This window comes from Gloeocapsa sp. PCC 7428, from assembly GCF_000317555.1.
Lineage (GTDB): Bacteria > Cyanobacteriota > Cyanobacteriia > Cyanobacteriales > Chroococcidiopsidaceae > Chroogloeocystis.
The window spans coordinates 3,105,603-3,122,492 of sequence record NC_019745.1 but is presented as its reverse complement, the minus strand read 5'-3'; the positions used below and the strand labels follow the sequence as shown (position 1 = coordinate 3,122,492).

Below are 16,890 nucleotides of genomic sequence, written 5' to 3'. Positions count from 1 at the left end.
CAGAAGGGAATTAAACTACACATATTCAGAATTGAATCGATCATAATCATCATTAGGAGAAATATCCTATGAGTATTTATCGCATAATTGACAGCATGACTCGCTATATTTCAGAAGCTGTTACGCGGATTTTTGGACCAAGTGATGATGCTTATCCAGCAACGGGAGTACAGCCGTTTACAGGAGAACCTTTCAAACCTCAACGTAATGCTGATTGGTAAGTAGAATTATGACAAACTAATCAACTGCTATGTTATTAGCAATAAAGTAGGTGTCATTACATTCTCCACCTACTTTTTTTTAATTGGCAATTGATAAATTGATAATTTTGATTTTTTACATCTCACCGGAATATTCGGCGAATAAATTCGCCACTAACTAAACAAAATATCATTTTGAGTGTGCTGCCGTGCGCACTTTGTTTGGATAGCCCCGACTTCAGTCGCAGGGCTAAAATAATATTTAGCCATCATTTGAGGTCAGAAATCCTTGACCCCTTCTATGCAATTAAACACTTGCCATGCACTCAAAGAATGGGCGGTAGCAGTTGCAGCGCTAGAACAAGCAAAAACAATTATGCTGCTACGCAAAGGTGGGATTCACGAACAAGGCGGACGCTTTCGCGTTGCTTGCGACCAAGTTTTGCTGTATCCTACCTACGAGCATCAGCAACCTGCATTGTTAAAACCAGAATACGCTAATGCTGTCACCCCAGTTGCTTCTGGTTGGCATCCGGAAACTGTGCGTATCAGTAGTTGGGCAGAAATTACGGATATTTTACCAGTCAGCGATCCGCAAGTGGTGGAAGCGTTACTGCCATTTCATATCTGGAATGACAAGTTTACTCGCGATCGCCTGAAATGGAAATCGCGTCAGCCACTTTATATTTTGCTGCTACGAGTTTACACTCTTCCCCAAGTGCATCATATTCCTTATCGTGCAGAGTACGGCGGTTGTAAGTCGTGGATTGATTTAGCACAGACAATTTCTCTCGAAAACTCCCAACCCGTTTTATCCGACGCTGCTTATTCTCAAATCGCGGCAGAAGTTCGCCATAAAATTAGGCATGTGACACAGGGGGTAAGTGATGAGTTTTGAGTTTTGACCTCTGACCTTTGACCCCTATTTTCCTCCAGGTAATTGCTTCACTGTCAAACCTTACTACAAGGCGATCCCCAGCACCTAGCGACGTCACTAAATATGAAGTCTTACCCTAGATAGATATACAAAAATTAAAGAAAAAAGTATCTTGACTGCAAGACATGAGTCTTGACAAACGTACATTAGTGTGCTTAAACATTTATAAGCTTGAGGCTACATACTTCTTCAAAGTTATCAGCCTAAAGACAAGCTTTTGCTAAATGCGAATGAGTGCATTGCGTTTTATGCCGTTATTTGAGACAAGGAGTGCCTATGCCTCGACAATTGTGCTGGCTATCGAAATCCGGTACAGATGGCGAGAAAGTTTTGTATTTACAAGCTGCACCAAATGAACCGTGGAAGCCTTACACGCATTTCCCGCAGTATGCAGTACCCGATTACCGAATTCCTGGCGGTTCCAAAGGTTGGGCAACTTACCAAAAACTGATCAAGCAAGGCTGGATTTTGGTACCCAGCGCCCGCGCTACAGAATTTGGGAAAATTGCGACAGAGGCAGAAATTTTGAAATAATGCGATTGAATTAAAATCCTCTCGGTGAACCTTCTCCACGCGGATCGGCAGCACCTTCTAGTGTATTATCTGGAGTGACAACGATCGCATTTGCATTTCCCCACGGCGATCGCTCTTCAATTTTATGTCCGCGACGGCACAATTCGGCAATCGTGGCATAGTCTAAGCCAAAAGGTTCGATCCGTAATTCATCGGGTAGCCATTGGTGATGAATTCGCGGTGCAGCTACCGCAGATCCGGCATCCATGCCATATTCTAAAACGTTGAGGATTGTTTGCAAGACTGTGGTGATGATCGTACTACCGCCAGGTGCGCCGACTGCCATTCGCAAGCGATTGTTTTCGGTGACGATGGTGGGTGTCATACTCGACAAGGGAGTTTTACGCGGGGCGATCGCATTTGCCTCTCCACCAACAAGCCCGTAAGCATTGGGAACCCCTGGCGCAGCAGCAAAATCGTCCATTTCGTCGTTGAGGAGAATTCCTGTTCCTGGCGTTACGACACCAGAACCGAAGCCGTAATTAATCGTAAACGTGAGACTCACGGCGTTACGCTGCGGATCGATGACGGTTAAATGACTGGTATCTGATGATTCTTTGCCTTTAATGTAGCGCAGTAGCGTTTGGCGATCTACTGGTTTGACTTCACTCGAACGTCGTACGCTATCCATGCGAATTTCTTGACGTCTTTGCAAAGCATAGTCGCGACTAATCAATTGTTGCACAGGAACTTTGACAAAATCAGGATCGCCGAGATGTTCGGATCGATCCGCATACGCAATCCGCATCGCTTCTACCATCAGATGCAGTGCGTCAGGATTACGCCACAAGAGCGATTTTAAATCGGTATTGCCAATGATATTCAGCATCTGTAATAAGTGTACGCCTCCCGAAGACGGCGGCGGCATCGAACACACGCGGTAGTTGCGGAAATTGCCACAAACGGGAGTACGCCAAATCGGTTGATAGATTTTGAGATCTGTGAGGGTAATTAAACCACCGTTTTTTGCCATGTCGGATGCGATCGCACGGGCAATATTTTCGGTATAAAAGCTTTGCGGATTCTGGGCGACTGATTGTAATGTTTTTGCTAAATCGCGCTGTACTAATTTCTCGCCTGCCTGGTACATTCTACCGTCGCGTGTAAAAATTTGTCGCGCTGCGGGATTGGCTAAGATCGCGGCTTGACGACTTTCGGCAGCATTCGTATATCTTTGCGATACCACAAAACCATCGCGCGCGTAGCGAATCGCTGGTGCCATTAATGTCGCCCAAGGTAGTTTTCCGTATTGGCGATGCACTTCGTACATTCCGGCTACGGTTCCTGGAACGGCGACAGATAAGTAACCGTCTATACTGGCATTTGGACGTACTTTGCCTTGCGCGTCTAAATACATATTTCGCGTTGCTTTTAATGGTGCGCGTTCGCGAAAATCTAATGCCCTCATTTCTTTCCCTGGCTGGTGCAGTAGCAGAAAACCACCGCCACCAATTCCCGCAGAAAAGGGTTCAACGACAGAAATCGCAAAGGTTGTCGCGACGGCTGCATCGACTGCGTTACCACCTTGACGTAGTATTTCTAATCCTGCTTCGCTGGCTAACGGATGTGCAGAGACAACCATTGCTTGTTTAGTACGAAGTGGTTGGACAAAAGCTGCGATCGCAGCTTTTGCCGGTGTGATGAAGCACAGGGAAATCGCGACAAGCGTGAATGGCTTGTATTTGCAGGCTACGGGCATTAGTGGTAAGGGGTAATAGGTAATTGGTAATTGTACTGACTTTTCTTACCAATTACCCAATCTTGTATAGTTGTGAAACAGATGCATAAGGTGTTGCGTGTTTTCTCCTGGTTTGCCGTTGGAGATTTGCAGATCGTCGATTTGCGTAACTGGCATAATCTCTTTGTTGGTGGCGGTGATGAATGCTTCGTCACAACGATTTAAGTCGCTGTAGTAAATTGGCTGTTCGACAATCTCAAACTTGTTTTTGGCGAGTTCTAAAACAACTTCTCTGGTAATACCGTGAAGGATATTTTCTTTTGGGGTAATGAGTTTATGATCTCGAAAGACGAATAAGTTTGTCGTTGTTCCTTCTAAAACGTGATGCTGATTTACATATAGTGCTTCAACTGCATTAACTTGTTTGGCTTGTTGTAATGCCATGATTGCAGAGATGTAGTTGAGACTCTTTGCTCCTGGTATGAATCGCTGCGTTTGGACTGTAATAACTTTGACGCCTTGTTTGTAATATGCTTCGGGATATTCTGTTACCGGAGTCACAATGACAATTAAGCTGGGTTCGCCGCAAGGAGTGATGAAATCGGTTGCGATACCGCCTGTAGCGATGATGCGAATGTTTGCGTCTGGAAGATGATTGCGGTTGAATGTCTCTTGCGCGATCGCCTCAATTTCTAACGTTGACCATGGTAAATTTAACCCAATTAATTCTGCTGATTTTTGTAGTCTTTGTACGTGTTCGCGGAGTTTGAATGGCACTCCGTTGTATGTCCGTAAAAAATCAAATACACCGTATCCTCGGACGATTCCTAAATCGTTGATTGGTAAACAAGCTTCATCAGCCGCAACATATTTCCCATTCAGATAATAGATATATGTCATTTTTCATGCGCTCATATATTAAGAATATTTTTTGAATTGGTCGTATACAATTGCTGCAATTTGTTGTATTATTTCAATATGGTTTTCTTCATAATGAAAATATAACTAAAAATAAAAATTTTGCACAGATTTCCATTATGTAGAAAATTGTATCAGGCGCAGATGAAAAAATCAACTACCTTCCCCTTACTTTTTCGCATTTTTTGGTGGAATTTTAGCCTGTAAAAATTCACTCACAACTTCTTTAATATCGCGTAATTCGCCTTCGACTTGGTAGTTAAGACTGCGCATTTCATCTTCAGTAATTAAATCGCCAAGTTGTTGCATTGCAGGTAGTAGCTGAGGGTATTTCTTCAAAGTTGCTTGGCGGATGATGGGTGCAGCTTCGTAAGGGGGGAAATAGCGTTTATCGTCTTCAAGAATCGCTAAATCTAATCGGGCAATTTGTCCGTCGGTAGAGTTACCTGCAACCATATCAACTTGCCGATCAATTAACGCACGATACATTAAGCCTAAATCCATGACACGGGGCGATCGCGCAAATTGTAAGTTATAGGTTTGAGCAAGTCCAGGAAATCCATCTTCGCGTTGAATAAATTCGTAGCCAAAGCCTGCTTGCCATTGGGGAGTATATTGTGCAGCTTGCGAAATTGTTTGTAGATTATATGCTCTTGCATCTTCACCGCGAACAATAATCGCAAAGGTATTTTCAAAGCCTAAAGGGGATGTGACTTCCAGGTCAAATTGTTCTGCATAGGACGATCTGACTTGTTGATAAACTGCTTGCGGATCGCCGATCGGTTTTTGTTTTAAAATACCAGTGAAAGCTGTACCTGTGTATTCAATATAAGTATCAATTTGTCCAGCGAGTAATGCTTGATGACAAACAAAAGTTCCACCCAAATGTAAGCGGCGATCAACGCTTAATCCGGTGGTATTTTCGATATGTTGCGCCAAAAGTTCACCGAGAATATCTTGTTCAGTAAAGTCTTTAGAAGCAACAATAATATCACCACCGCCACCTGTTGTTGTGCTGGGGTTACAGCTAGCGATCGCCAGAACTAAACTAAAAGTCACAAAGCACAGCGGAATAAATTTTCTCATATCTACCAACGCCAAAAATCTCATCAACTAAACTAGAAGTAATCTTAATTCGCCTTGCCCGCGCAATTCAGCCTCAGTAATATGGTACAAAGCAGTCAAACGCATTCTCCAACCTATCCTCCCACTGATTTACTAAGTAACGAACCGCCGTTGGAAACCTATCGTCACCTTAGACAACTTATCGTACTTCTCACTTCGCTAGAACGCTTGTGGCAAAATCGGCAAGATTTTTTTGCTGGAGGTAACTTAAGCATTTACTACAGCATTCGTCAGATTAAATCAGAGGATGTCAAAGGACCAGATTTTTTTGTTGTTTTAAACACTGAACGTAAAGAGCGCAAAAGCTGGACAGTTTGGGAAGAGGAAGGAAAGTATCCTAACTTCATTTTGGAGATTCTTTCCGAATCTACTGCTAAAAATGACCGAGGTTTAAAAAAACAGTTGTATCAGGATGTGTTTCGCACGCCAAATTACTTCTGGTTTGACCCTTATACTTTAGAATTTGCGGGTTTTAAACTCAATTACCGTATTTATGAACCACTCATCCCGAATGAGCAAGGATGGCTGTGGAGTGATGAATTGCAGTTGTATTTGGGGATTGTCGGCGAACAGTTGCGGTTTTTTACGCCAGAAGGTCAATTAGTTCCAACTCCAGAGGAAGCCGAAGCAGAAGAACGAAGACGGGCGGAAATTGAACGACAACGGGCTAATGCGGCGGAAGCAAAAGTAGAATTACTACAGCAAAAGTTGCGCGAATTGGGGATTGAGATTGAAGAGTGATGAGTGAAAGAGAAACTTTAAAAACCCTTAGCTTTGGCGTGCGATCGCCTTTTTAGTAAACGTCGCTCGATTAAACCGATACCCCAGTCGGCTAGAATTGCTAATATTGCGGCGGGAATTGCTCCTGCGAGAATGAGTTGATTGTTTACCATAGCAATACCGCGAAAGACGAAAACGCCCAAACCCCCAGCGCCGATCGCAGCGGCGATTGTTGCAATCCCGATCGCAATCACCGTAGCAACGCGCACTCCCGCTAAAATAAAGCTTAAGGCTAGGGGAATTTCGACTTGTAAGAGCAATTGTCGATCGGTCATTCCCATACCGCGCCCAGCTTCGCGAATTGCGGGATCGACGCTGGTAATTCCCGTGTAAGTATTGCGAATAATGGGGAGAAAAGAGTATAAAGTTAAGGCAATAATTGCGGTTTGCGCTCCAATTCCGCCGATGATGGGTACGGAAATTAAAAAGCCGAAAAGTGCTAAACTTGGAATCGTCTGCAAGATATTTGCAATACCCAAAATCGGTTGTCGCCAGCGTACTTGACGCGTGATGAGAATTCCTAAAGGAATACCGATTAAAGTTGCAATACCAACTGCGATCGCCACAATTAATAAATGCGTCCCCGTTTCTTGTAAAATTTCTGGGGCGTATCTAATGAGAAAAAATTCGTTTAAATCCATTTCCCGTTATTGCTATCTCCCTCTGAGAATTTTGGAAATGATTCTGGGGGTGTGATTCCCCGCAAACACTGCTTAAAAGCAAGCGCCTCAGGTTCTTGCGAACCTAAAAATTCTTCTGGTGTCCCTAAAACGACTAACCGCCCAGTATCCATTAAACCAATACGCGAAGCTAAAATGAAGGCTTCTTGAATATCGTGCGTTACGAAAACAACGGTTTTCCCAAGTTCTTGTTGCAGGCGGCGAAATTCGCTTTGAATCTCTAAGCGGGTAATCGGATCTAATGCGCCGAAAGGTTCATCCATTAATAGTACTGGAGGATCGGCAGCTAAAGCGCGGGCGACACCGACGCGCTGGCGTTGTCCCCCAGATAATTCATGTGGATAGCGTTTTGCAAATTGTTCGGGTTCTAAACCGACTAAGTTTAACAATTCAAATACCCGCGTTTTGATTTGTTTGGGTTTCCAGCCTTCTAACGCAGGAATTAATCCAACATTGCGTTCTACAGTAAAATGCGGAAACAAGCCCGTTTCTTGAATGACGTAACCAATTTTGCGCCGTAGTTTAATTTCATCCCACTGATTTGTCGAAATCCCATCGAAGAGAACTTCGCCTTGCGTCGGTTTGAGTAGCCGATTAATCAACTTCATCGTCGTTGTTTTGCCACTACCACTACGTCCTAATAAAATGAGTGCTTCACCTCGACGAATTGAGAAATTGAGATTCGACACGATCGCGCGGTGTTGTGGACTATAACTGACATCACGGAATTCAATAACCGTTTCCTGTTCCTGCAACATGAATAATTTGCACTGACTCGGTTTACGTCATTATGAAATGATTTTGCCCCCAAAAGTGTACTCAATGCGATCGCTTTACAGAATTATTTGCGATTTTGAGCCAAAAACCAGCAGCACAGTAAACTTAAATATGCGGGGATGGATAGCTAATAAGTTAATGGTACGTATTCCTACATTATCTTTCGATCGCGGTACTTTAATTTTGCATCCTCCACCCAAAGGCAAAGCTTGGGTAGATTACGCGACTTGGGATGACAGAGTAGAAAAATTTCGGATTAAAGCAATTGACTATCGCCGCGTTGTTGAAGCACTACAAAACGAACAAGTTCATTTTATTGACGAAGCGAAAGCGTTTGTTTCGTTGGAACTTGTTTCAAGTTTGGCGATGGAACCGTATCCGCATCAAACCGAAGCTTTAACCGCATGGAAACACGCAGGGCGTCAGGGAGTCGTCGTCTTACCTACCGCAGCGGGGAAAACGTATTTAGCACAACTTGCGATCGCTTCTACGCCGCGTAGTACGCTGATTGTCGTTCCGACGTTGGACTTGATGCATCAGTGGTATGCGCAACTGTTAGCGGCGTTTCCCGATACAGAAGTCGGGTTACTCGGTGGCGGGGCGCGCGATAAATCGCCTCTATTAGTCGCGACGTATGATAGCGCTGCAATTCATGCGGAAGCTTTGGGAAACCGCTATGCACTGTTGATTTTTGATGAGTGTCATCATTTACCTACCGATTTCAACCGCGCGATCGCGGAATATGCGATCGCCCCCTATCGATTAGGATTAACCGCAACGCCTGAACGCAGCGATGGGAAGCACTCAGATTTAAATTACTTGATTGGAACCGAAGTTTATCGCCAAACTGCGGCTGAACTTGCGGGGAAGGCTTTAGCAAAACACGAGGTAGTACAAATTAAGGTAAAACTATCGCAACACGAACGCGATCGCTACACCGAATTAATTCGGTTGCGTAATGGCTTTTTACAGCAAGCAAATATCAAGCTTGGTAGTTTAAAAGGTTGGCAATTATTTGTGCAAGCTAGTGCGCGTTCGACAGCGGGACGTAAGGCAATGTTAGCGCACCGCGAAGCGAAGGCGATCGCATTAGGTACGGATGGTAAGTTACGGGTATTAAGTAATTTACTCGCACAACATTATCCTGAGCGCACGTTGATTTTTACCGCAGATAATGCAATGGTGTATCGCATTTCGCAAGAGTTTTTAATTCCGGCGATTACGCACCAAACTCCGATTAAGGAACGTCATGATATTCTGACGCGGTTTCGCGAAGGGGAATATCGCGCTTTAGTGGCTTCGCACGTTTTAAATGAGGGGGTAGATGTTCCCGCAGCGAGTGTAGCAATTATTCTTTCCGGTACGGGTTCGGCGCGCGAGTATATTCAACGTTTGGGGCGCGTGTTGCGGCGCGGTACGGATGGGGAGAAGTTGGCTGTGTTGTATGAGGTGGTGGCGGAGGATACTTCGGAGGAGGGAACTTCGGTGCGTAGGAGGGGTTTAGAGAACGAACCACAAAGGAGCCAGTCCCGTGCGGAGGTATCCTCCGTTGAGGGAACTGGCGTGCGCAAAGGGCGCAAAGGAGAAGATAAGGGGGGATTGTTCGCGGCGGAGTCTTCTGGTTTGTATCGAGTTGATAATGATAAGGAGGATAGGTAAGGACAATCAGATATTGTACCCTTCCTTGTTGTTTGTGCGACCAATTACCAATTACCTACTTTCTTCAAGTTTGAAATGTTACCGACTGATTTACTAACGCATCGCTTGAATGGAGAAACGATTGTTCCGAAGCGATTAGCAATTGATGCTAAGAGTTTGGAATTAGCAGCAGAATTAATTGCGTGTTTTCAGGAGTCGCTTGGTAATACTCAGGGAGAATTGAATCGCCAATTGCAAGATTTTGAGGGGGATAGTCCTGATTATCGCGTTAAGCGGGGATTGGCGCATTTGTTGAAGAGTTTGTGTGAGTTTGAGGTGGTGAGTCCTTTGGAACCTCAAGTTTTACGAGAACGAGTGTTTAAAGTTGCAGCACAAACAGTTCCTAGTACTTTTAATAGACAACAAACTCTTAATAATTTAGCTTTACAACTCACTCAAGAGTTACAGCGCGAAGTGATTGCGGAGGAAATTCAAGTTGGATTGTATGCCGATTTAGCTGAAAATCGAATTTTAACTTCGTTTGCTGCACCTACACCAGAGGAATTATTACATCGATATAATTTATCACAGGTCCAAGGAATTTTTTATAAGGCAAGTCATTTAATTATCAATGCGCATCGTAATGTTCCAGGTGAATATAAGCTGTTGTTTCGCTATCTCAAATTATTTCAGTTAATGGCTTATATTGAAGGCGATGCGGATCATGGATTTACAATTACAATTGATGGACCTACGAGTTTATTTAGTCCGAGTACGCGCTATGGACTGGCGATCGCTAAACTGATTCCTGCACTCTTACACGTTACTAGATGGAGTCTCAGCGCCACACTACAGTTTCGTGATTTTTATACAAACAACTGGAAAACGGGTCGTTTTAGTCTCGATTCTGAATGCGGTTTGGTTTCGCATTACCCACCTGGTAAACCCTATGATAGTATGCTCGAAGCCTCGTTTGTTGAGCGTTGGGAAGCATTAAAAACAAATTGGGTTCTAGAACGCGAAGTTGATTTGATTCCAATTCCTGGTAGCGTCATGATTCCCGATTTTCGCTTGGTACATCCTGATGGACGAATCTTCTTATTAGAAATTGTCGGCTATTGGCGACCTGAATACTTACAAAAGAAGTTTTCTCAAGTGCGTCGTGCGAATTGTGATAATTTAATTTTAGCAATTTCTGAACGCTTAAATTTAGAAAAAGCTGGAGTCAAACTAAACGATTGCCCTGCAAAAATTGTGTGGTTTAAAGATAAATTACAACCTAAATCTGTATTATCTGTACTAGAGTAGTTTATTTAATAAATATTAAGTTGGCGATAAAACCTTTATCGCAGCGTTCTGAAACATCGCTTAGATGAAATATTACTAAGCAACCTTGACTAAGGTATTATTTTCTGTCAAGTCCTTAACCGAGTGAACAAGACTTACAAAAGAAGCACCATCTCGGTAAGTTACATGAAATTTATTAGGTCTTTTTTTCAAAAAGTTAATACAGTACTTTCCTAATTTGAGTTGTTTTAAGACTGACGACAAACTTTGATCGTAAATACGGTAAAAGTGAGTACCTAAAACACAGAGTGAGATACTTGTATTTTTTTTCTTCGCACACAAATCTGCTACTAAAGTAACTAGAATATTTTCTAATTCTTCTTCGGTAAAAGTCACTTGCTTAGTTTTAGGTTTAGATAAATTATGTAGTTCGATGACTTGATGATTGGGAAAATCGTTGATGTCTTCTTGTAGTTTCTGTTCAACGCGATCGCAGCGTTGATTGACAAGCTGCATTACTTCTTCCACTCGATCGCGTGTCAAATTGTTTTGAATTTGGAGTGTGTTAATCGCACATTGAGAGTGCTGTAAAGCTTCAATAGCACTTTTCTCTGCTTGTTGTGTCTTTTTAATTACTATTAATAATCCAGTAAAAGCAGACATTAAACCGATATCTTTGGGTTTAGTTATCACAGTGTGAGCAATACCGACGGTGCAAACTATTGTAAGTGCAACATTGATTAGTTTCTGTTGGCTAATGTGCGTAAAAGTCATTATATAAATTTCCTTTAAAGTTTCAAACTAGTTGATTGGTGTTTTTGTAGCGTGCAGGAATTATATTCAATCAACTAGATACGATATTACTGCCAATACCCTAAATGAACCAAGGCAGATTCAATAGTATTAACTTTGTCAACTAATATAGCCCAACTTTTTGCTTTAATACCGTAAGCTTGTGCAAAGTGATTTTTAGCTGCCTTAAATCCACCAATTTCGCGCTTCATGACAGCGATCGTCCAAATTCTTCGTTTGGCTAGTAGTGTAGGTTGATTAAAGGTATCTAGTTGCTCTAAGATTCGCTCATGAGCTTGAACGAGTTCGGATGTAGCTCCTAAAATTTCAGAAGTTGTTCGACGAGAACGCGCTACGTTATTTCGTATCCGTTGTGCAAGACTCATGGATTCTCCTCTGTCAGCCATTGAATTATTTGCTGTAGCTCTAGCCGTAATTTTGGTCTTAGCCGCCGCGAAAACTGAGTTAACTTTTTAGCACCAGTCTTAATCCGCAACTCCTTTTGCTCCACTTCCTCAGCAATATCCTTAATCCGCAACTCCTGTTGTTCCACTTCCTCAGCAATCATGAGCATCTCTTTGTCTTGTTGTACTTTTTGCTGAATCAGGTTAGCAATGTCTTGTTTTAATCCTTCAATCCAACACTTTTGTCTGTAAATTTCCTTACTTAATTCTATGTTCCTCGTCTCAGTTTCTGCTGCTAAATCAATAGCTGCTTCAATATCATCTTTTAATTTTTCATTAGTTGAATTTACTTCTGCTAGCTGAACCTCAAGTTGATTGGTTTTAGCTTTGTAGAAATTTAAGACCTTGTGAGGTATATTATTTGCGTTTATGTATTTCACATCATTAACCGCAGATTGCTGTAGTGATTTAATGACTTTATGCGCTGTACCGTTAGGAATAATTGCGCTATCTCTATGTCCTGGAAGTGGAACGCCAGAATGTCCTTTTTTACAAGCTTTTAGTTGTTCTTTACCTGCTGGTACAATTTCCCAACCATTGTGTATAGCAATTTCGATAATTTCTTTACGAGTTACATTTCTACATATCTCACCTATACGCTTACAAGATCTATGTAGTGTCTCTTGCCGCCCCATGTGCTTTTCATCAATAAAGTGTTGACCTGAAAGATTGTCTCTTTCACATTCAGACTATTGTTTAGGTAAGTCTGTTAAATTATTTGTAGAACTCAATATGGATTTCGAGAGTTTGAAACTAACAGAAGCTTTATGTAGAGCGAGGTTATGTGTTCTGTCGTACTTATCAAATGGAAACTTTCTATATCTCTAATATCCATATTGAGACAACTATATATTATTTTTAATTAGAGGTTGGTTGTTGGGAAACTTCATTATTTGAAAAGAGTTTTTTAAACCATTCCTTAGCCTTTTTATCTGAAACAAACATCTGATTTACAAATCCTTGTACTCCTTCTTTTGTATCGATCAACTCCTGCTGAGTTTTTTGTAACTCTTCTTCAGTAGAAGATAATTGTTGCCGAAGTTGACTAAGCTCAAATTGAGCTTGCTGTTCTTGTTGCTGAGCTTGCTGCAACTTAGCATCGTAATAAGATTGGATTTGGAGTTTATGTTGATGAGATTGTGCTAATTGATGTTGAGCTTCTTGTAACTGTTCTTGAGTAAAAGATAGTTGTTGCTGAAGTTGACTAAGCTCAATTTTAATTTGCTGTTCTTCCCTATTTAAAACAGGTTGCTGTACACTTATTAGTGACTTGATCGACTTTGGTTGTGACGAATCTTGACAGGGTTCACCCTCTACTAGTTGTGGTTTTAGTCGTTCCTGTGTCCAGTATTGATAGACAATAGTCGTACCAGCTGCGAGTACTCCAGAAATGGCAACACCATTAATTAGGTAAGTCAAAGTATCCTGGATCAGTTGATATTGCATTGTTCAAGTCCTTTAATAGAATCTAGTTTATTCTTACCGATGGGAATTAATTGTTTTAGTAAAAAATCTAATTCTTGAAGTAAAATCAATTCCGTTCGATAGTTTCATCTTAGAAACTAGAACTTTGAACTACCACTGTGTAATTACTAATTAAAATTTAAAAGAAAATAAAATGTGATTGCTATCTCTAAACGAACTTTATCAAGTTTGAAAGCCTAGCAAAGGTGCTATTATGAATTTTATGTAAAGTAGAGATGTTACTGTGTTGGGGTGACAGTAATCTCACGGCAGTATATTTTGTCTGCGATCGCATTTAGGCTACTGCACTAATTAGCCGCTTGCTGCGCTTCCGAATAAGTGACTTCCTGAAACTGCAACACGTCTTGACGCGGATCGACGTAGCTAACTTTCACTGACACCTGTTCGCCTAGTTTAACGCCACGCTTGAAAACCATGGGCAACTGTAACCCTAAGTCTTCAATCAAAATCAGAGCTAATCGGCTATCTTCGCGCAGCCACATCAGTACTAATGCTTGCCAAACTTGATTCGGATGACGACGCAGATATTCTAATCCCCAGTAGCGGTTTGTTTGACGTTCGACTAACGTTGCTTCTTGCGTTGCACTTGTCACACTCAGCATAACTTCTTGAATTTGTTCGCCAGAAAAAGGAGGCGTTTCACCGCGTAAGTGTGCTTTTAATTGAAAATGCGTGAGGAGATCTGTATAGCGACGAATCGGTGAAGTTGCTTGCGTATAAGTCGCTAACCCTAAGCCTGCGTGACGTGTAGGTGTAATACTCATCTCACTTTTAGGCATACAGCGGCGCATCGCACAAGCCCGCGCAAAGCCTGCGGGTAATTGAATTAACTCTTCTTCGGAAGGTAATTCCGGTTGTGGTTGACCGCGAAATGGTAATGCAATTTTATGAACTTGGGCGTAATGACCCGCAACTTCTCCTGCTAAGATCATCATCTCGGCGACTAACTGGCGCGACAGCGAATCGTTTAAAACCTTGATTGTAATCTCGTCGTCTTGAACTTTAATAATAGCTTCTGGTAGATTAATGCTAATTGCGCCTTGCGACTGCCGCCACATTTGACGACGTTGGGCTAGAGTTGCGATCGCGGCTATTTCTGGTTCTCCTTCTACCCCCAATTCCAACATTTCGTCTACATCTTCATACGTCAGACGATATGTCGGTTTAATCAAACTCGGATGAATACTATACTCTTGTACCGCGCCTGATTCATCTAAAACAACACCAAAACTTAAAGCACAACAAACTTTTCCCTGCAACAAACTCATTGGTCCTGTTGCTAATATGGAAGGAAACATCGGGATCATTCCCGTTGGTAAATAAACTGTTGTTCCCCGCCGTCGCGCGTCTAAATCAAGTTCATCTTCTGGAACTAACCACCGTGTCGGATCGGCAATATGAATCCACAACCTTTGGCGCTTATCCGCGAGTAATTCCCAACTAACGCCATCGTCAATTTCGCTCGTACTTTGGTCATCAATTGTATAGACTTTAAGATAAGTTAAATCGAGGCGCTGATCGACATCAGGTGGTGGAGAATCCATACGCTGTTGAGCCACTTCTAACACCTTGGTAGGGAACTGAACCGAAATTTGGCTGCGCCGTAAAAATAAATTTTCGTGAACACTCCAGAGTCCCAAATCGACAAGCAACTGAAAAGCTGCTTGCGGCGTAGCGGGACGTCCCAAGGTATTCATGGTTTCTACAACCGAAGCCGGTGGGGCATAAGTACGCGCTAGCGAGTCTGGAGTTACCCCCGAACGCACACCTTCTACTAGTAGTGTCGCATACTTTTCTAGCGCCTCGATTCGTTGGCGATCTTGGCGACTCCATTCTACTGTTTCACCATGAATCGCTTGCGCAACTCGTGTGAGAAACTCTTGTTGTTCGCGTTGGCGATTGACTTCGACTTCGATTTGATGTTTTCGTTCAGCAACTTGCGCTGCACTTCGTGGCTCGTAGCTATCTCCCTTTTGCTTAAAGTACAGCTTATCATCGGATAATAAGCAGTGAGCAGCGTAACACTGTGGCGGATTTTGTTCGGCGAATAGCAGCGTCGCCATTTGTGCGGGATTGACGGTTTCGCCGCTTTCTATGAGCAATTCCCAGGCGACCTCTAAGCTTGCAGGGTCAAGGTATGCCTGTACTTCTGCCAAAAATTGGGGGATTTCTGGCGGTTTGTAGCTTTGACCGGAAACTTGGTAGGTAATTTGTCGCGGCGCTAGACTATGCGTTGAACCACGTTCGTCTACGGCAATCCAACGCGATTTGCCATCAGGACGATCGACAACTCCAAGTCGGCGATCGCCTTGTACTCGAAATTCGACTAGCGTTCCCTTTTCCACAACAAGCGCACTCAGCAGTTAAGTTTATGTTCGATCAAGTATTACAAGCAGGGTTTAGGGCAAGTTATCAAATGACACGCGAATCCTCGCCCCTCACTCCTCGTTACCCCTCTTGATTAATAAAAGGTAGCATTGCTAAAATGCGCGCCCGCTTGATTGCTACTGTTAAATCGCGTTGTTGTTTAGCAGTTAATCCTGTAATGCGGCGAGGCAGAATTTTTCCTCGCTCGGTGATAAACTTGCGCAGCAATTCGATATCTTTGTAATCAATTGGGTCTTGCGGTTTAATTGGTGACAAACGACGACGAAAATAACTCATTCTTACTTAATTTCCTTGTGAACGGTGTGGCGGTTGCAGTTCGGGCAAAACTTCTTGAGTTCTAACCTCGCAGTTGTGTTGCGGCGGTTTTTCATCGTGGTATAGCGCGAAACCCCAGGCGATCGCTTGTCTGGGTTAGTGCGACATTCAGTGCATTCTAGTGTCACGGTTATTCGGACACCCTTACTTTTAGCCATATTGACTCTTACTCAAGTTTAAACAAAATTAGACACAATCTATTATTTTAGAATACGCTGGCAAGCTTGGGCAAGGAAACGTTTGACTTTGATGTCGAGCGAATAGCCGCGCAGCGAACTTGCCACAATTGTACGAGCAATCAGGTCATGTCCTGCACGCGCTCGCGTGTTGTCTGCGAACGCAATACTACAGTCAATTGCTAGAGGCAGCATTAATAATATATTACTGGCACTTGTAAAAAAATTATTGAGGGCGATCGCGGCGAGCATTGCACCCAACCCAACAATACTTTCGCGTATCACTAAGGCTAGTAAACTTGGAACTTTACCGAACTCGACATTGAGGACTTTCATGTCCAAAGCCCAGCGACCGAAAGTTTGTCCGTGATTTCGATAAGCAACAAATACCCGCGTACCGTACCACGCTAACAAAAATACAATACCCTGCGCCCACGAAAAGCGATCGCCTCCACCTAATACAGAACTTAGTAGCCAAACTCCCAAAAAATCGATTCCAAAACCTACAGCGCGCCTTCCCATTTGCACCCGAGGAAAGCGGGTATAGTCTGGCGAAGTATTCATAGCAAAAAGTTGTGACTGGCTACTTTTATATCCTATGCTGATAGCTGTTGCATTGTAGCCGTTCAATCGTTCAATTTTACTTTGGGTCAAAAATGTTCAATTATATAACTATC

At 42.8% G+C, this 16,890-nt stretch carries 19 protein-coding genes; 6 read left to right on the top strand and 13 right to left on the bottom strand.

Annotated elements, in window-relative coordinates:
• Nucleotides 1-68: 68 nt before the first annotated feature.
• The 3 genes from GLO7428_RS28530 (at nucleotide 69) to GLO7428_RS13715 (ending at nucleotide 1,671) form a co-directional block, all read left to right on the top strand.
• Nucleotides 69-221 carry a hypothetical protein gene (locus GLO7428_RS28530; protein ID WP_015189159.1) on the top strand — a complete coding sequence of 51 codons (153 nt, stop codon included), beginning with the start codon at nucleotides 69-71 and terminating at the stop codon, nucleotides 219-221.
• Nucleotides 222-501: 280 nt separating this feature from the next.
• Nucleotides 502-1,098: a DUF1802 family protein gene (locus GLO7428_RS13720; RefSeq protein WP_015189158.1), complete on the top strand. Its 597-nt coding sequence runs from the start codon at nucleotides 502-504 to the stop codon at nucleotides 1,096-1,098.
• 315 nt (nucleotides 1,099-1,413) lie between these two features.
• Nucleotides 1,414-1,671 carry a hypothetical protein gene (locus tag GLO7428_RS13715; protein WP_015189157.1) on the top strand — a complete coding sequence of 86 codons (258 nt, stop codon included), beginning with the start codon at nucleotides 1,414-1,416 and terminating at the stop codon, nucleotides 1,669-1,671.
• Between the two features lie 10 nt (nucleotides 1,672-1,681).
• Here GLO7428_RS13715 and ggt read toward each other — a convergent pair whose 3' ends face one another.
• From ggt to GLO7428_RS13700, 3 genes are all read right to left on the bottom strand, one after another.
• Nucleotides 1,682-3,409 (bottom strand): gamma-glutamyltransferase, encoded by a 1,728-nt coding sequence (gene ggt / locus GLO7428_RS13710; protein WP_015189156.1) that lies wholly within the window; start codon nucleotides 3,407-3,409, stop codon nucleotides 1,682-1,684.
• 45 nt (nucleotides 3,410-3,454) lie between these two features.
• Nucleotides 3,455-4,288: an aminotransferase class IV gene (locus GLO7428_RS13705; RefSeq protein ID WP_015189155.1), complete on the bottom strand. Its 834-nt coding sequence runs from the start codon at nucleotides 4,286-4,288 to the stop codon at nucleotides 3,455-3,457.
• 186 nt (nucleotides 4,289-4,474) lie between these two features.
• Nucleotides 4,475-5,392: a glycine betaine ABC transporter substrate-binding protein gene (locus GLO7428_RS13700; protein WP_015189154.1), complete on the bottom strand. Its 918-nt coding sequence runs from the start codon at nucleotides 5,390-5,392 to the stop codon at nucleotides 4,475-4,477.
• A gap of 81 nt (nucleotides 5,393-5,473) precedes the next feature.
• Here GLO7428_RS13700 and GLO7428_RS13695 point away from each other — a divergent pair, with 81 nt between their 5' ends.
• Nucleotides 5,474-6,172: a Uma2 family endonuclease gene (locus GLO7428_RS13695; RefSeq protein WP_015189153.1), complete on the top strand. Its 699-nt coding sequence runs from the start codon at nucleotides 5,474-5,476 to the stop codon at nucleotides 6,170-6,172.
• Nucleotides 6,173-6,189: 17 nt separating this feature from the next.
• On the opposite strand, the gene GLO7428_RS13690 is transcribed toward GLO7428_RS13695, so the two are convergent.
• Complete coding sequence (locus GLO7428_RS13690; RefSeq protein WP_015189152.1) at nucleotides 6,190-6,852, bottom strand: ABC transporter permease; 663 nt, start codon at nucleotides 6,850-6,852, stop codon at nucleotides 6,190-6,192.
• Nucleotides 6,843-7,649: an ATP-binding cassette domain-containing protein gene (locus GLO7428_RS13685; protein ID WP_015189151.1), complete on the bottom strand. Its 807-nt coding sequence runs from the start codon at nucleotides 7,647-7,649 to the stop codon at nucleotides 6,843-6,845. Before GLO7428_RS13685 ends, GLO7428_RS13690 begins: the two co-directional genes overlap by 10 nt.
• Nucleotides 7,650-7,806: 157 nt before the next feature.
• Between GLO7428_RS13685 and GLO7428_RS13680 the strand changes: the two genes are divergently transcribed.
• Both GLO7428_RS13680 and GLO7428_RS13675 read left to right on the top strand, forming a co-directional pair.
• Nucleotides 7,807-9,327, top strand: a complete 1,521-nt coding sequence (locus tag GLO7428_RS13680) for a DEAD/DEAH box helicase (protein WP_041918630.1) — start codon at nucleotides 7,807-7,809, stop codon at nucleotides 9,325-9,327.
• Nucleotides 9,328-9,402: 75 nt separating this feature from the next.
• On the top strand, nucleotides 9,403-10,614 hold the full coding sequence (locus GLO7428_RS13675) for a DUF790 family protein (RefSeq protein ID WP_015189149.1): 1,212 nt from the start codon (nucleotides 9,403-9,405) through the stop codon (nucleotides 10,612-10,614).
• Nucleotides 10,615-10,689: 75 nt separating this feature from the next.
• Here the strand turns inward: GLO7428_RS13675 and GLO7428_RS13670 are convergent, their stop codons facing one another.
• The 8 genes from GLO7428_RS13670 to GLO7428_RS13640 form a co-directional block, all read right to left on the bottom strand.
• On the bottom strand, nucleotides 10,690-11,367 hold the full coding sequence (locus GLO7428_RS13670; protein WP_015189148.1) for a hypothetical protein: 678 nt from the start codon (nucleotides 11,365-11,367) through the stop codon (nucleotides 10,690-10,692).
• 86 nt (nucleotides 11,368-11,453) lie between these two features.
• Complete coding sequence (locus GLO7428_RS13665; protein ID WP_015189147.1) at nucleotides 11,454-11,771, bottom strand: hypothetical protein; 318 nt, start codon at nucleotides 11,769-11,771, stop codon at nucleotides 11,454-11,456.
• Nucleotides 11,768-12,484, bottom strand: a complete 717-nt coding sequence (locus tag GLO7428_RS13660; RefSeq protein ID WP_015189146.1) for a hypothetical protein — start codon at nucleotides 12,482-12,484, stop codon at nucleotides 11,768-11,770. The genes GLO7428_RS13665 and GLO7428_RS13660 overlap by 4 nt, the downstream gene beginning before the upstream one ends.
• A 223-nt stretch (nucleotides 12,485-12,707) precedes the next feature.
• Nucleotides 12,708-13,295 carry a hypothetical protein gene (locus tag GLO7428_RS13655; RefSeq protein ID WP_015189145.1) on the bottom strand — a complete coding sequence of 196 codons (588 nt, stop codon included), beginning with the start codon at nucleotides 13,293-13,295 and terminating at the stop codon, nucleotides 12,708-12,710.
• Nucleotides 13,296-13,621: 326 nt separating this feature from the next.
• Nucleotides 13,622-15,679 (bottom strand): ribonuclease catalytic domain-containing protein, encoded by a 2,058-nt coding sequence (locus GLO7428_RS13650; protein WP_015189144.1) that lies wholly within the window; start codon nucleotides 15,677-15,679, stop codon nucleotides 13,622-13,624.
• A 103-nt stretch (nucleotides 15,680-15,782) separates the two neighbouring features.
• Complete coding sequence (gene rpsR, locus GLO7428_RS13645; protein WP_015189143.1) at nucleotides 15,783-15,998, bottom strand: 30S ribosomal protein S18; 216 nt, start codon at nucleotides 15,996-15,998, stop codon at nucleotides 15,783-15,785.
• A 2-nt stretch (nucleotides 15,999-16,000) separates the two neighbouring features.
• Entirely contained in the window at nucleotides 16,001-16,195 is a 195-nt protein-coding gene (gene rpmG / locus GLO7428_RS26740) for a 50S ribosomal protein L33 (protein WP_015189142.1), read from the bottom strand.
• 42 nt (nucleotides 16,196-16,237) lie between these two features.
• On the bottom strand, nucleotides 16,238-16,777 hold the full coding sequence (locus GLO7428_RS13640; protein ID WP_015189141.1) for an RDD family protein: 540 nt from the start codon (nucleotides 16,775-16,777) through the stop codon (nucleotides 16,238-16,240).
• Between the last annotated feature and the right edge of the window lie 113 nt (nucleotides 16,778-16,890).